General features: G+C 59.3%; 15 protein-coding genes and 1 CRISPR repeat array. Of the genes, 8 read left to right on the top strand and 7 right to left on the bottom strand.

The window, feature by feature from the left end:
* Positions 1-480: 480 nt before the first annotated feature.
* The 4 genes from HALNA_RS01930 to HALNA_RS01920 all read left to right on the top strand — a co-directional run bounded on the left by HALNA_RS01930 (position 481) and on the right by HALNA_RS01920 (position 3,778).
* A complete protein-coding gene (locus HALNA_RS01930; protein ID WP_211225980.1) occupies positions 481-1,428 on the top strand; it encodes a transcription initiation factor IIB in 948 nt (315 codons plus the stop codon).
* A 605-nt stretch (positions 1,429-2,033) separates the two neighbouring features.
* Complete coding sequence (locus tag HALNA_RS01925; protein WP_157573403.1) at positions 2,034-2,369, top strand: hypothetical protein; 336 nt, start codon at positions 2,034-2,036, stop codon at positions 2,367-2,369.
* 388 nt (positions 2,370-2,757) lie between these two features.
* Positions 2,758-3,006, top strand: coding sequence for a hypothetical protein (locus tag HALNA_RS19675; protein WP_157573402.1), 249 nt, complete (start codon positions 2,758-2,760; stop codon positions 3,004-3,006).
* 529 nt (positions 3,007-3,535) lie between these two features.
* Entirely contained in the window at positions 3,536-3,778 is a 243-nt protein-coding gene (locus HALNA_RS01920; RefSeq protein WP_049934629.1) for a hypothetical protein, read from the top strand.
* Between the two features lie 27 nt (positions 3,779-3,805).
* On the opposite strand, the gene HALNA_RS01915 is transcribed toward HALNA_RS01920, so the two are convergent.
* Genes HALNA_RS01915 through HALNA_RS01905 form a run of 3 tightly spaced genes read right to left on the bottom strand, consistent with a single transcriptional unit; the run spans position 3,806 to position 6,665 of the window.
* Entirely contained in the window at positions 3,806-5,530 is a 1,725-nt protein-coding gene (locus HALNA_RS01915) for a type IV secretory system conjugative DNA transfer family protein (RefSeq protein ID WP_049934628.1), read from the bottom strand.
* Entirely contained in the window at positions 5,527-6,093 is a 567-nt protein-coding gene (locus HALNA_RS01910; protein WP_049934627.1) for a relaxase/mobilization nuclease domain-containing protein, read from the bottom strand. The genes HALNA_RS01915 and HALNA_RS01910 overlap by 4 nt, the downstream gene beginning before the upstream one ends.
* A complete protein-coding gene (locus HALNA_RS01905; RefSeq protein WP_157573401.1) occupies positions 6,090-6,665 on the bottom strand; it encodes a hypothetical protein in 576 nt (191 codons plus the stop codon). Before HALNA_RS01905 ends, HALNA_RS01910 begins: the two co-directional genes overlap by 4 nt.
* 455 nt (positions 6,666-7,120) lie before the next feature.
* Here HALNA_RS01905 and HALNA_RS01900 point away from each other — a divergent pair, with 455 nt between their 5' ends.
* Positions 7,121-7,429 (top strand): AbrB/MazE/SpoVT family DNA-binding domain-containing protein, encoded by a 309-nt coding sequence (locus HALNA_RS01900; RefSeq protein WP_084509863.1) that lies wholly within the window; start codon positions 7,121-7,123, stop codon positions 7,427-7,429.
* Positions 7,426-7,854, top strand: a complete 429-nt coding sequence (locus tag HALNA_RS01895; protein WP_049934622.1) for a PIN domain-containing protein — start codon at positions 7,426-7,428, stop codon at positions 7,852-7,854. Before HALNA_RS01900 ends, HALNA_RS01895 begins: the two co-directional genes overlap by 4 nt.
* Before the next feature lie 27 nt (positions 7,855-7,881).
* Here the strand turns inward: HALNA_RS01895 and HALNA_RS01890 are convergent, their stop codons facing one another.
* Positions 7,882-8,757: a metallophosphoesterase family protein gene (locus tag HALNA_RS01890; RefSeq protein WP_049934620.1), complete on the bottom strand. Its 876-nt coding sequence runs from the start codon at positions 8,755-8,757 to the stop codon at positions 7,882-7,884.
* A gap of 146 nt (positions 8,758-8,903) precedes the next feature.
* Between HALNA_RS01890 and HALNA_RS19670 the strand changes: the two genes are divergently transcribed.
* Both HALNA_RS19670 and HALNA_RS01885 read left to right on the top strand, forming a co-directional pair.
* On the top strand, positions 8,904-9,056 hold the full coding sequence (locus HALNA_RS19670; RefSeq protein WP_157573400.1) for a hypothetical protein: 153 nt from the start codon (positions 8,904-8,906) through the stop codon (positions 9,054-9,056).
* A gap of 21 nt (positions 9,057-9,077) precedes the next feature.
* Positions 9,078-9,521: a hypothetical protein gene (locus HALNA_RS01885; protein ID WP_049934618.1), complete on the top strand. Its 444-nt coding sequence runs from the start codon at positions 9,078-9,080 to the stop codon at positions 9,519-9,521.
* 221 nt (positions 9,522-9,742) lie between these two features.
* Here the strand turns inward: HALNA_RS01885 and HALNA_RS01880 are convergent, their stop codons facing one another.
* Genes HALNA_RS01880 through HALNA_RS01870 form a run of 3 tightly spaced genes read right to left on the bottom strand, consistent with a single transcriptional unit; the run spans position 9,743 to position 11,259 of the window.
* The gene (locus tag HALNA_RS01880) at positions 9,743-10,237 is read right to left on the bottom strand and encodes a metal-dependent hydrolase (RefSeq protein WP_049934617.1); all 495 of its coding nucleotides are present in this window, start codon (positions 10,235-10,237) and stop codon (positions 9,743-9,745) included.
* 3 nt (positions 10,238-10,240) lie between these two features.
* Complete coding sequence (locus HALNA_RS01875; protein ID WP_049934615.1) at positions 10,241-10,657, bottom strand: hypothetical protein; 417 nt, start codon at positions 10,655-10,657, stop codon at positions 10,241-10,243.
* Positions 10,654-11,259, bottom strand: a complete 606-nt coding sequence (locus HALNA_RS01870; protein WP_049934614.1) for a site-specific integrase — start codon at positions 11,257-11,259, stop codon at positions 10,654-10,656. The genes HALNA_RS01875 and HALNA_RS01870 overlap by 4 nt, the downstream gene beginning before the upstream one ends.
* Positions 11,260-11,491: 232 nt before the next feature.
* A CRISPR array of direct repeats spans positions 11,492-13,737; the repeat unit is 30 nt; unit sequence GCTTCAACCCCACGAGGGTACGTCTGAAAC.
* Positions 13,738-13,753 lie beyond the last annotated feature (16 nt).

The raw sequence follows: 13,753 nt of genomic DNA, 5'->3' as shown, positions 1-13,753 counted from the left end.
GTTGCGCCCCTCGCGGGCTTTCGCGTTCCAGCGCTTTGGGCCGTTCCGCGCGGCGAGTCACGCCACGACTCGCCGTGCTCACGACCGTCGCCCTGGACACGGACCCGCAGTCCGGGCCGGACACGAGAAACGGCTTAAAGCTGGCCGCTCGCTCCGGGCGGGTCGGCGCGCGGTGCTGGATGGTCGGACGTCTCGGGCGCGCTCTCGCTCGCGCCCAAGGGCGCTCGCGAAGGCGCGAGCGAGAGCGCGCAGACGAGTCTGTCGGGTTGTCGTCGTCGAGAAATCCGCGATGTTGTAGCATCGCGGTCGGGCGCGTGAGCGCCTTCAGGTTCGGTGCAAGAACCAATGTCAAGTACGAGCTTTGTACGGTATGAATCTTCGGTCGAACAGGCATCCGAGAACAATGAGGCGTCCGAGAAGTCGGTCGTCGAGCGAGAGCCAGCGGCCCGGTCGGCGTGCCCGGAGTGCGAGGGTCGAGTTGTGACCCACGATGAGGAGTCGTTCTGTACGGACTGTGGCCTGGTCGTCGCGGCCGAGTGGGTCGATCGGAGCCCGACGCTGGGCGATCTGGGGATGATCGGGAACGCTGAGCAGAGCATCGAGACGGTGGACCCGCTGCGGACGGACAAGGGCCTCCACACGAAGATAACGAAGAGCACTGACGGACACGGAAATCCGCTCAGTAACAAGCAGTGGAAGAAGTTCCAGCGTCTCCGGAAGTGGCACAAGCGCTACCAGTTCGGTGAGGGTCGCAAGCGGACGAAGCGGCTCAACGAGGGGCTGCGCGATATCGAGATGATCGGCGGCAACCTGGGGCTGCCGGGGCACGTCGTCAAGACGGCGGCACGATACCTCCGACGCGCCTCAGAGGCGCGGTTGGCCGGCGGGCGGATGGCCTGGGAGGCACTCGCGGGCGGTGCCATGCTCCTCGCAGCGCGCGAGTCGCGGATTGAGCGCGAGGCAATCGACGTCGACGTGGCGACCTACACGAAGGCACCTCACGAGCGGGTGTGTGCTGCGGCGCGGAAGATTCGGTGTGAACTCGGGGTCGACACTGTCTCCGTTACCCGACCGAACGCGGTGATGACGGTCGTGGACGCGCTCGATGACGACGCCATCCCGGGGAGTGCAGCCGTGCGGACGTGGCGGCTGGCACACCACCTGATGAAGCTGGGCGATCAAGAGCCGGTCGGGCCGGGGACGTCGCGGCTCACCATCGCGGCGGCGGCACTCTATGGTGCCGATCGGTTGACGCCTCAGAAGCATCTCACCCACAAGCAGGTTGCGGCGGCGACCAGTACGGTCGTGCCGACATCGACGAGCCGGATCAGCCGGTACAACTGCGAGCTCGTCGACGCCTACGAGGCCAGACACGGAACGAAAGACCCGGGTGTCATCCTCGACCAGGAGCCGGACACCCTGCACTGAGCGAACTCCTCCCTCGTTTTTTCTTGCGACCACCGCCCAGTAGACGCCCCACCTCCCCACCCTCCGCTCCCGGCCTCCCTCCGGTCGGCCGGCAGCCACAACCTGATAACAGCATCTACTCATTCTTCGCTATGCCTACACTGGTCAATACAGAGTGCACACGCACCGTGATGCGTAACGATTTCTCTGAACTCTATCAGAAGACCGGTGAAATATGTAGAGGATGAAGTTAGCATATGCGTCAGGCAAATCCGAGAGGAATGTCGATATCTGTCGTAAACTATGACGTTTACCGGATGGCGTGACACACCTCAAAGGGGGAAATATTGCCGTACGTCGAACAAAGAGGGCAAGCAGAGGCCGAACAGACAGTCGCCAGGGGGATAGCGGCAGACATGCTGGGATTCATTTACCGTGAGACGGCCAAGTTCGATAGGGATAAATCGACGGCCTATTTGCTATGTGATACTAGTTGACCTAGCTAATCTCTTTGTCTAGGCATCCTAGTGTCGGTTATTCGATTCGTGTGTTTTACTATCTGATAATACAATCCTGAAGACATGGCGTTAGATGACTTCCGAACTGAGAAGGTGTCGACGTTAATTATGGAAGACATCCGCGACCGTGTAGAAGAACTACTCCCGGTCCACACGCGGGAACGGACTAACGGTTACAGTTTCTACCCCGACGGTAAGGGACGAGGTAGCCTGTTCGCGGCGGTGACGCCGGGGCCGCGTGTATACGTTGATCCATCGGCAAAGATAAGCGTCTACGGCTCAACCCCCGAGGTTATTATCGGAGACTCCAACTTCGACAAGACGGAAAGTTGGGACGGGAGTTTCAATTATTCTCGTATGCTTGACGAAGAGGACGAGATACCAGAAGAAGTCGAAGAAGCTCTCGTCGAATCGTACAAGCTTGTCACCCCTCTTAATAAATAATCCACGACCCCGTCCACGAACAGAGGTTCTCAACCAGCCCTATTTGATTGCTTCTCATCGACGCTCCGGTTAGGGACGTTGAAGCCCTCACAATTGCAGGATCAAAACGGGGAGCTCGTCGTCGTCCGAACAATCGTAATTATCTGCAAGATATGCGCTCTGTATCTCGCACGGTTATCAGAACAGCTCTCTGAAGTGGTAGAATCTCCGGCAGCCAATAGGCACACCCACGTAGTGATAGGTTCGGCTCTGATATCCCTGAAACAAATAGCTGTACGCCCATTCAACGGCATCCTACAACCTCACTACCACTACTGTCACTCGTCGGTTGGTGGATAGCGGGTGAGCGCTGGTTTGTTGTTCCCAAGAGGGATGGAGCGAGTCACTGATGTCACCAACCCCATCGTTTACGCTCGACGTTGAGACAGCAACCGCCTTTCGCGACTGGTTATTCGAGACGGGTGTCGAGAACTATGCCGAGCCACAGATCGCGAACCCCCTCGCTGAACTCGCCGCTGCAATCGATGGCGAACTCCACGACAGTACGGAGTACGTCGCGATCAGCGCGTCAACGACAGCCTTCCCACCGACTGATCGCTCTGCTGGTGTCGACGATGCCGGGTCAGAAACACACTAGGAATCAGCGGAACCAACACGACCAGCTGACGCTGTCCCCGTCGACGACACTGACAGCGACCCCGATCGACTCTACGACAGTCTCCCCGACGACATGTGGCACGGTTCACCCGACCAGTCCGATCCAGGCCAAGCAGACACGGCACCTGAACACAACCAAGAGCCATCGTCGACAACAGCGCCCCACACGCAAGAAAGAGATAGTCGAATACCCGTTCGATATCGGACCTCGTACGAGTGTTCGGTGTGTGGGGCCCTCCGAGAGTTAGAGACTTCGTTGCAGGTCTGTGCGTTCGTCGACGACTGCGCTGGCTGTGGCGCCGTCGACGTCCGGTTCAGCGCGGTCGGCATCCTCGAGCCAGTCCACGACTCTCCGTAATTCCGCCTGCATCGCTACGATCGATTTCGAGGTCCGACCTCTTCGACGGCTCTCGAGGATGGAGGGAACCCGAGAGTGAGGACCACGTAGTTCCCAGACAGCGGCTCTTAATTGGCTGTGACACGAAGCACTAGCCATCTGAGATCTGACGATGTGGTCAAACGAACCCCGGTCGCTGCCCGATTGGATCGAGGATGCCTATCAGATCCTTGTGTCGGGGACGCTGGATCAGCAGACGGAGCTCTCGCAGGACCAGGCCAAGGACCTCCTGCTCGCTGCTGAGGACTTCCCGGATGAAACGGCTGATGCGGAGTACGTTATCGAACGGCTGCTCAACTCCGGGTGGCTCTACGAGGTCGATGGCGAACTTCGGATCACTGATCCGGAGCGCTAGCCGAGATCCCTGATCGCTCTCTAGTCACTACTCCGGTGTGCGCTCAAGCGCCCGCTCGAGCTGCGTCCGAATGGCTGTAAAACGGGTGATTAGGCCGCGCAGCCAGCCGTCGGGGACGACGACGATCGCCTCGCCATCGTTGAGGCGTTCGAGATCGCTTTCGACGATTGGATGGGTTTCATCTTGAAGCTCCTGCCGGCCAACCGAGCGGCCGTCGCGGTCGTGGACAGGGACGGAACGGTGCTGTTTCTCACGGCCGATCTGTGATTGCGCGTACTCAACACTCGCTGCATCGCCAACGCGCATGATGACTGATTGGACGAGGCCGCTCAACAGCGCGTTCGCCCGGTCTTTTCCGTAGGTGTCGTGGAGTTGTGCGACCGACTGCACACCGAGCAAGAGCTGGGTGTTTCGGCCCCGGCCTGCATTGATCAGGTCGCCGATCTTGCGGAGGCCAGGGAGCCGCGCAAACTCGTCGAGGACAAAGTACGTGTCCTGCTCGTTCGCGAGTGCAAACCGTGCCGCCCAGTCGATGAAGAACCGAAACGCGGGTTGGACTGCATCGCTCTCTGTAATCGGGAAATCCAACAGTAACGTCCGTCCCTGTGGATCGTTCATATACTCGCGAATCGAAAATTCGCCTGCCTCTGCGAAATCACCGCGGAAGAGGTCAGCGATGACTTGCTGGAAGTTCGCGTAGACGCCGGCCGCCTGTCGTTCCGAATCCGGGTCGATTGCCGACGCTGCCGCAGTGAGATCCGAATAGTCCGTGAGCCGCTCGTGCATCTCTTGCTTATCCGTCGACTGGACGAACGCCACGAGGTCGGCGTTCGTCGGTGTCGTATCGCTCGCCTGGGCTTCTCGATGAAGGTACGTCACGACGGCAACGAACAGTTGGCGGCCAGCTTGGCTGAAGAATTCTGACCCATCTGTGTGGGGAAACAGCGCCCGGCCGATTTCGTCGATATCGGCTTCGCGTTCGATTTCGGCGAAGAGATTCCAGTATTCGGTTGCGTCCGTCGACGAGAGGTAGATCAGGTTCTCGTGATCGTGGTCCTGTTCAAAGTTCTCCTGATATTCGCCTTTGTAGTCGAAGACAACGAACGGATCGCCAGTTCCGGCCTGCATCTGGTGAGTGAGGAGCTTGATCGTCTCGGTCTTCCCGGCGCCCGTCTCTCCGAGGACGAGAATCGATCGGTCCTTGCGGAGCGGGACAAACCGCGAGAGACTCATGCGATCACTTGCTGCAGAGAGGCCCTGAAACGGGAGGACGTAGTTCCCGTCGTCGATGATTCGACGGAGTTCGCGTTCCGTATCCCAACTCCGCAGTCGCTGGGCTGCATACACTGCGCTTCCGAGTACGACGACGAAGCCACCCACACGGAGCGGCGTGAACTGCTCGATGAGCGGCAGCGACAAGCCGGTCAGATAGCCGGCCTGATGAAGGAGGACTTCGGCGATCTGTGCGAGCAGCAGGACGTGGAACGCCCAGAACAGCTGGAGATGCGCTGGAAACAGCAGGACAGTGCCGACTGCGCCCACCAGATAGAACAGGGGGACGAGCCAGAGCGCGCGACTCCGGTGTAACCCGTCGAATTTGAAGTCGTAGAAATTCGCGCGTTCGAGGATGGCATACACCCAGGGCAACAGCAGTGCAGCCGTCATCACGGCCGCAATCTGGAAGAAAATCTCGACCTCGTCTTCTTGCCGGTAGTCCTTGCTCTGTGACTCGGAATCAGTACGGGCGCTCACGAGTCAGGCCCCTGTGCTTGTGCCTGCTCGGGGGCTGGTCCGGAGTCTTGTTCCTGGTCCAGATCCCGATCGGATTCAGTCTCTAGGTCGTGTGTGGTCTCGTGCTGCAACGTCTGTTCGAACTGGTGCGAGAGTTCCTTGGTGAGTTCGCGATGCTGGTCGTGGAACTGCTCTTGGGCGCGCTCGCGGAGCTGTTCGCAGTCCTCTTTGTCCATCCAGAGGTCGCGTTTCGTTCCAGTCAGTGCAACTTGGGCGTGTGGATGATCAGTATCGCGATGGATTGCATAACAGTACGTCGCTGTATTGCGGTCCTTGCAAAACTCGCTCATCACCTGCCGAGTGTACAGACTGAATTGGTCGTCAGAGAGGTCGGTGCCGTTCTGCGGCGAGATGATGACCTCCCGCTCGAACTCGTATTCTTCGGACTTCTCGATGAACGCCTCGATCTCCTCGTCGGACATCTCCTCGCCGGCGCGGTTCTCAAGCCCCTTCTCCTTATCCAGATACTCGACGAGGTTCCGCGCACCGTGCTCGCGGTAGTTGGTGTCCGTGAAGACCTTCATTCGCGATCACTCCGAAGTTTGGTGAAGAGGTCGCTGCCATCGTCCGCATCGCTCTCTGCATCGTCGGAGCCGTCTGTCGTCTCGTCGACGTCGTCTGGCGTGTCGTCGGTGGCCGGATCAGGCGAGTCGGGGGCTCCGTCGGACGTGGGCCGCTGTGTCGTGGTCGAACCAGTCGTGGTCTCAGCACTCGCCTCCGTGGCCGACGTGTCCTCACCCACCTCCTGGATACCTGTCTCGAGATCTTGGCGGATCCGACGAGCGCCCGTATCGAGCGCATCCTTCCGGACGTGCGCTGACCGATCCTGTTTCATCAGTTCGAAGTTGGCGATTGTGTAAGCACCGAACTTCGCGTTCATATCGCGGATCTCCTTGGCGGTCTCGACCATTTGCTCGGTGCCGACTGAGATCAGCTCCTGAATTCGCTCTTCAGCCCGGGCCTCTGAGGCTATCGCGTCCTGGGCGTCCTGCTGGAGCTGGCGGTCGATCATGTCGTTGATGATCCCGGACATGGAGGTGTCCTCCTCATCGGCGCGCTGTTTGAGTTCGGCCTTGCGTTCGTCCGTGACGTACACCGTAATCTGCGTGTCGCGCCCACCCACTTCAGACACTCCGAGCGATACTCGTTGTGATTGGTATGAGCGATCCGGTGGAGAAATCGGCAGTCGTTGTTCGCGGAAGGCGGGTGTGTGGCGGTAGAGGGCAAGCCAAAGCTGCACATTGGTCTGTGAAAAATCGCTGGACGGCAGTTTGTGGGGACCACATTGGCTGTATCTACTCCCACATTGGATTCCACCTTAATTATTATGCCCACAGTCGAGCTGCGAATAACACGGATACTGTAGCTCGAGTACTCCGAATACAATCGGAATGTGAATCGATTAACCAACAAACAGCCGATACAATCGGACTCGTTGGTTAAGGCGGTGCTCCGAGTGGTGTCGACTGTAATGACCAGCTTGATTCGCTAACTACCGAACCCAACGCTAGTCTTTTGTATGACTGTACCAAAGTAATGATAAAGGATAGTATGAGTAAGACAGAGTCTGAAAAAGTGGTGTCTGTATCCTCACGCGGGCAAGCCACCATCCCGAAGGAGTTCCGCGAGGAGTTGGGTATCGACACGCCCGGCCGTGTGAAGTTCATTCGGACCGAAGAGGGTGAGATCGTCGTTCGCCCCATCCACTCGGTTACAGACCTGCGTGGGGTTCTGGAAGGGAAAACCGACGAGCAGGGGCGCTCGGCAACCGAACGCCTACGGAAGGAACGTGCAGCGGACAAAGCCAGTGAAGAGGAGTTGCGGCAGCGCTACGCTGGTGACGACGAGGCTGACGCATGACGGACGGGGCAGAGATTCCCGAAACGATCGTCTTCGACGCCGAACCACTCATCGCCTATTTCTGCAACGAACCGGGGAGCGACACCGTCGAAACGTACGTTGACGCCGTTGAAGGCGCAGCAGACGGCTACATCTCGGCGATCAATCTCGCCGAGGTCCACTACATCGTCCGGGCGATTGACGGCGAGGAGCGCGCTGATGCTGTCGTCGACGTCCTCGAGGAAAGCGGCATCCGTCGCGTCGACACCGAACAGACCTGGGCGTCAGCAGCCGACTTCAAATTCCGCTACTCTCCGGCGCTTGGCGATGCTTTTGCGCTCGGGACCGCAGCGCACGTCGACGGGATGCTCCTGGTCGGTGCGGACGACGACTACGACGACGTCACCGACGTCCCAATCACTCGGTTCCGGACCGAACCGGCATAGATCCTGGTTCTCGTCCCATAGTGGCCGCTATGAGTGATCCGCTGTCCGCTCTTCGAGAAACTCTCGCAGTTTCGATTCGAACGACGATGGAGTAGCCCCGAACGTTGACGCTGCAGATTCGACCACTTCATCAGTCTCGGCTTCCTCTTGTATCGTTCCCAGTCCGTAGAGCACTGTGCGGACGACCTCACTGTAGAATTCCTCTTCGTCGTAGCAGAATTGACAGTCGTTTCGCCAGTAGTCGGGGACGAACTGCACACCGAGCGCCTGGTGTTTGGGACAGATTCCTTTGCGAACCTGCCCGATGTTTCGGAAATCGACCTCCCACGTTCCGTCAGGGGCGATCTCAACGACGAAGTACGCGCCGAGAAGCGCGTCTGCACCATGGTCTGCCGTTCGGTAGAGGAATGCGGTATTGAGAGCCTTGTTCTTGTAGCGACCGGTGTGTATATGACCAGAGAAGTATGCCTTCCCCGCGAAGTGTTCCAGCAGTTCGGGGTGCCAGTAGTGATTCACGAGGATTGTCTCGTCTTCGACTAGCTCGGGATTTTGCGTGAACGTCTCTCCAGCAACGGTGATACTGTCATCTTCGGGGATGAACGTCCCTGGAAGGTGGTAGTCTTGGAACGGCTGTTCTGGACCGATTGCCCCGTCCCGATTCCCCCAGATGTAGAGGAGCTCTCCCCGCTCGTGGAGCGTCTTGAAATACGGCGTGACCGCATCGAGCTGTTCCCGACCTTCGTCGACGCCATCGAACCACGCATTCGTAATATCGCCGACGTGAATTACGAAGTCGAATTCTTCGTCTTCAGTTCCGTCGACGACCCGTTCCAGAGAGTCAACGTCCCCGTGGTTGTCTCCCATACAGAGAAGTCGGAGCGTCTCAACATCGTCAGCCGCCATTGTTGGGTCTCCATAATCACGCAAGTGTATAGAAGACCACGTACATCGTCAAGGGAAGATATCACAACAGTGGTGATCGGTCTGAGTCACCGGCTTCCGCGTAGCGGTCCACAGGCTTATTACAGAGGAGCACCGGTATTTCATCAATGAGTCTCCACCCCGCTGGCGACGACCGCGAGGGCGACGCCGAGGACGGAGATCGTCCTGAGGTTCCTGAGGGCGTTCTTCGCGGCATTGAGGACATCGCCGAAGGGAATACAGCGAGCAAAGAGGACCTCGAGTCTCTACTGAAGTACTAACCGACTTTTCCTGAGGCAGATGTGAGCTACGTATCACTGTCGGACGAAGAGACGAAGGTCATCTTTGCTGGGGAAGCCGCTACAGATTTTGCTGCACTCGATGCCTCGGAACAGGAGGAGGTCATCACCCGGCTCCTGAACATCGTCACGAGCGAGGCACCACCCAGCTCGTTCATCTATGAGCGTATCGCCAACCTCGATATCATCACCGTCGGTGATCAGTGCCGATTGTACACCAAGGTCGTTGACGAAATCCCACATGGAGACACGGAGTATCATGTCATCTATCTCTTCTTCATCGATCCGTACCACGACTACCCCCACAAGGCGCTGGCAGCGTACAGTCCGAGTGCAGAGGCGAAAGCTGAGGAGATCACGGCGCTGGAGCAGGTGTCCGATGTTGAGCAATACTTCGCGGATCACGATGCGCTCGACGAGGACGATCTCCGCGATTTGCTCCCATAGCGTGCTCTGGAACCCGGTTCTCTCTGGTACAACCCTTACCCTCGTGCCCGGGAAACCGCTTCCCTCGCCGGCGTATCCTTCAGTTTCACCGATTTTCGCTACGTGTGGTCAGTGAACCATCGGGGGAACCGTAGGCGTCAGCCCAGCAGCGACGATGGCGTACGCCTGCTCCTGTCCACGGTCTTAACCAACAACTGCCGGTCTTCTGGGCCGTATGTTGGTTAAGTACTGAGCGCGAGCCCGCCGGCAACCGCCACACTGGCGACCACGGCACCGATCACGAGCAGGGCGTAGTTCGCTATCGGGTTCGCAGCCGTGACGACGTCGAGCGTGTACTTCTCGCCACGCACGGGCGAGAACGGACGGACACCGGTCGGTGTGAGTACGTCGGCGAGGATGTGAGCCACCACGGTGACGGTCCCGACGACGGCGCCGAACAGTCCCGTCCCGAGTGCGGCCAGCACCCCACGGGACGCCCCCAGTAGTAGGCCACCGACACCGACGACCGTGCCGACAGCGAGCGCGAACCACACGGTATGTGTTGGTCCTCGGTGTTTCACGCCGGGGATTCGTTGATCGACGTCGGGAAGCATGGCCCCGCCAACGACGACGGCACCACCGAGCACTCCGAGCGTGGTGTAGCCGAGCGCAGTCAGGATGAACACAATGGGTGCGTAGGCGACCAACGCCGCGCCGTAGTGGCCTTTTTGATGCACGGGTTAGTAGTCTTGGAGCCACTCTGGCCCGCCGTAGGCGTCGACGTAACACTGTTTGTGTGCCGGCTCGCCTCTCGGGTTCGGGACAGCATTCTCGAGCGGGACGGATTCACCGCAGAGGTCGCACTCAGCTGTATGCCCTGCCTGCCGGGCGTCCGGTGAGAGGTTCTTTGTCTCGACATAGAGCTCTTGGAGCGCCCGCGGCGTCAGCCGAACGAGGACTTTCTCGCGGTCATCCTCATCTCGCTGCTCCGGTGTGTACGTGAGCACCCAGTTTTGCCCTTCTTCGCCGTCGCCGCCCGGCCCGAGCGAGATCGTCTGTGCGAGTTTGTCCGGAACGTAGTGCCACTCGTTGTCCGCGAATCGCGGGTAGTGGCCCTTTGGTCGCGGGTCCTCGGGGTCGACGTCGTCTTCGGTCATGCGAGCCCGGCCTCCTCGAAGGCATCGTTGACGACGTCGGCGGTCGGCGCGTTGAGGTAGGGTTCGATGGCCTGGAAGCTATCCCAGCCGCCGACGGCCATCACGACGCGAGGATTCATCTGGCGGTCGACGAGGAGTCGCTGCGCGAAGCGTCGGCGGAGATCGTGGGAACTCACGTACTGGTAGTCGTCGTCGCCGGTTTCGGCGGCCGCACGCTCGGCCGTGCGCTTCACAACGTCGCGGACGCCGCGCTCGGTGAGATCGATCAATAAATCGTGTGGCGCTATATCTTCGGCAGTCTGGTAGCGATGAACGTCGCCCTCGACGTCCGCGGGGAGGTAGGCATCACGGGGCTTCCCGCCGTTCCCGGTCGTGTCCTTCCCCTCTGGAACCCGGAGCCGGTAGTGATCGCCGTCCGGCGTGCGTTTCACGTGCTCCGGACGGATCTGCGGAATTTCGAAGGCTCGGAGGCCGACGTAGCCACCGAGTTGGATGATGAGATCGTCGCGATGGTTCGCAGCGGCCCGCCGCAGCTCTTCGAGTTCGGCGTCGGTCATCCAGACCTTGTATTCGTCCTGCTTTGCGGTCGCTTCCAGTCGCATAGTATCTTCTAAAACAAGCTTACACTAAATATCTGTCGAGCATCAGAAACGGTGGTGTGTCACCCCCTGATTAGGCCGCTTGAGCGGAGAATAGCAGTGTTCCAGTGACGACTTCTCCAATAAGTCGGCATTAGGGACAGAGTGTACTGGATCAGCCGGATCGTTCTCCTCCGAACAGCCAGGTTCATAGCTCAGCCATCACAGAGACGCACATATGGCTCAGACTACCTTCGATGAAACCCCACGAGGGTACGTCTGAAACGGCCGGGTGCTATTCATTCGCGGGTCAGTCATCGGCTTCAACCCCACGAGGGTACGTCTGAAACCTCGCTTCGGGATGGTCACAATCAGCTAACATGGTATGCTTCAACCCCACGAGGGTACGTCTGAAACTGATACTATGACACGTTCACTGTCGCGCACCCACGACGCTTCAACCCCACGAGGGTACGTCTGAAACCGGGGCGAGCTGCCGGAACTGCAGGGCGCGCTCGTCGCTTCAACCCCACGAGGGTACGTCTGAAACTAGTAATAGGTGACGCACCTACTGGTAATGATGGCTTCAACCCCACGAGGGTACGTCTGAAACACGGGCGCATGGTGAGATTCATGCCTCTTACATAGGCTTCAACCCCACGAGGGTACGTCTGAAACCGTTCCCAACGACGGGAGCGGATTCGAACCACAGACCGCTTCAACCCCACGAGGGTACGTCTGAAACCGCGCTTTGCTCCGACCCCGTCAGCGTCCCGTTGCTTCAACCCCACGAGGGTACGTCTGAAACGGCCGACTTGTACGTCCGCACGTCCGAGGCGGCGCTTCAACCCCACGAGGGTACGTCTGAAACGCGGGCTCAAGAATACGTCGACCCACAGGGTCGGCAGGCTTCAACCCCACGAGGGTACGTCTGAAACCCTGTAAATCGTCGATATACCCCGGCGGTGGGGTGGCTTCAACCCCACGAGGGTACGTCTGAAACACACGTACGTCTGCCCGAACGACGAGTGCGATGTCGCTTCAACCCCACGAGGGTACGTCTGAAACGGCGCGGCGGCCAACGGCGTCCGCGACGCGGGTGAAGCTTCAACCCCACGAGGGTACGTCTGAAACGGCACGGGCTAAAGACGCCTGTTTGTCGCGTCGAAGCTTCAACCCCACGAGGGTACGTCTGAAACCGGCGCGAGCCGCCTCATCGGCATCTCCTGCGAGGCTTCAACCCCACGAGGGTACGTCTGAAACGTGCGTCGCGGCGGATCTGCTCCTCGACCGAGGCCTCGCTTCAACCCCACGAGGGTACGTCTGAAACCGCGGGGCGGGACAATCCCCTTAGCAAGTGTGACGCTTCAACCCCACGAGGGTACGTCTGAAACCGCGCTCCACCTGATTGAACGGCTCGCGTACAAACCGCTTCAACCCCACGAGGGTACGTCTGAAACCGCCCGTCGGGCGTCTCGAACGCGACCTTCTCCGGGCTTCAACCCCACGAGGGTACGTCTGAAACGACTGCAGAACGTTTCCATACCGATGGCCACCTACGCTTCAACCCCACGAGGGTACGTCTGAAACGCCAGCGGGTATCTGGCGGCCCAAAACAACACGGGGCTTCAACCCCACGAGGGTACGTCTGAAACCGGGACGACGTCATGATCGAGACCTCCCAGGCTGAGCTTCAACCCCACGAGGGTACGTCTGAAACTATTTCCCAAGTCTCAACATTCAACCTTCGGGTTTGGCTTCAACCCCACGAGGGTACGTCTGAAACTTCGAACCCGCCGCCGTACTGCGATTATTCCGGGAGCTTCAACCCCACGAGGGTACGTCTGAAACTCCCGTAAATAATGTCATGCAGGTAGTCATAGCCACGCTTCAACCCCACGAGGGTACGTCTGAAACGAGAGACAAACGTTATCCCCGTGAGACGATGACTGCTTCAACCCCACGAGGGTACGTCTGAAACTCCGCCATTCGTCGGGGTCCGACCACGACACGCCGCTTCAACCCCACGAGGGTACGTCTGAAACGCTGGGCAAGAGACAATCAACTTGTCAAGGTCAGAGGCTTCAACCCCACGAGGGTACGTCTGAAACGTCGCGTATCTCCCGGTCGTGGTCGGTCGGCGGTCGGCTTCAACCCCACGAGGGTACGTCTGAAACGCCGGAGTAGGGGGAGTGTGGCGACGATGGCGACGCTTCAACCCCACGAGGGTACGTCTGAAACCATGACCCCGGCGGCGAGCGGTAGCAGTGCCGAGGGCGCTTCAACCCCACGAGGGTACGTCTGAAACGGCTACCGCGGTCGTCGTCGCGAGAGGGTGTAGTAGCTTCAACCCCACGAGGGTACGTCTGAAACAAGTTGTGGCAGCCGACGGCACGATTATTAAACCGCTTCAACCCCACGAGGGTACGTCTGAAACACTCCGGCGGCGGGCTTGGAGGTAGCAATGCAACGGCTTCAACCCCACGAGGGTACGTCTGAAACAGGCGGTCGCGGACCG

Source organism: Haloplanus natans DSM 17983, from assembly GCF_000427685.1.
In the GTDB taxonomy this organism is placed as follows: Archaea; Halobacteriota; Halobacteria; order Halobacteriales; family Haloferacaceae; genus Haloplanus; species Haloplanus natans.
The sequence above is the reverse complement of the archived record's forward strand: the minus strand, read 5'-3'. Positions and strand labels throughout refer to the sequence as shown.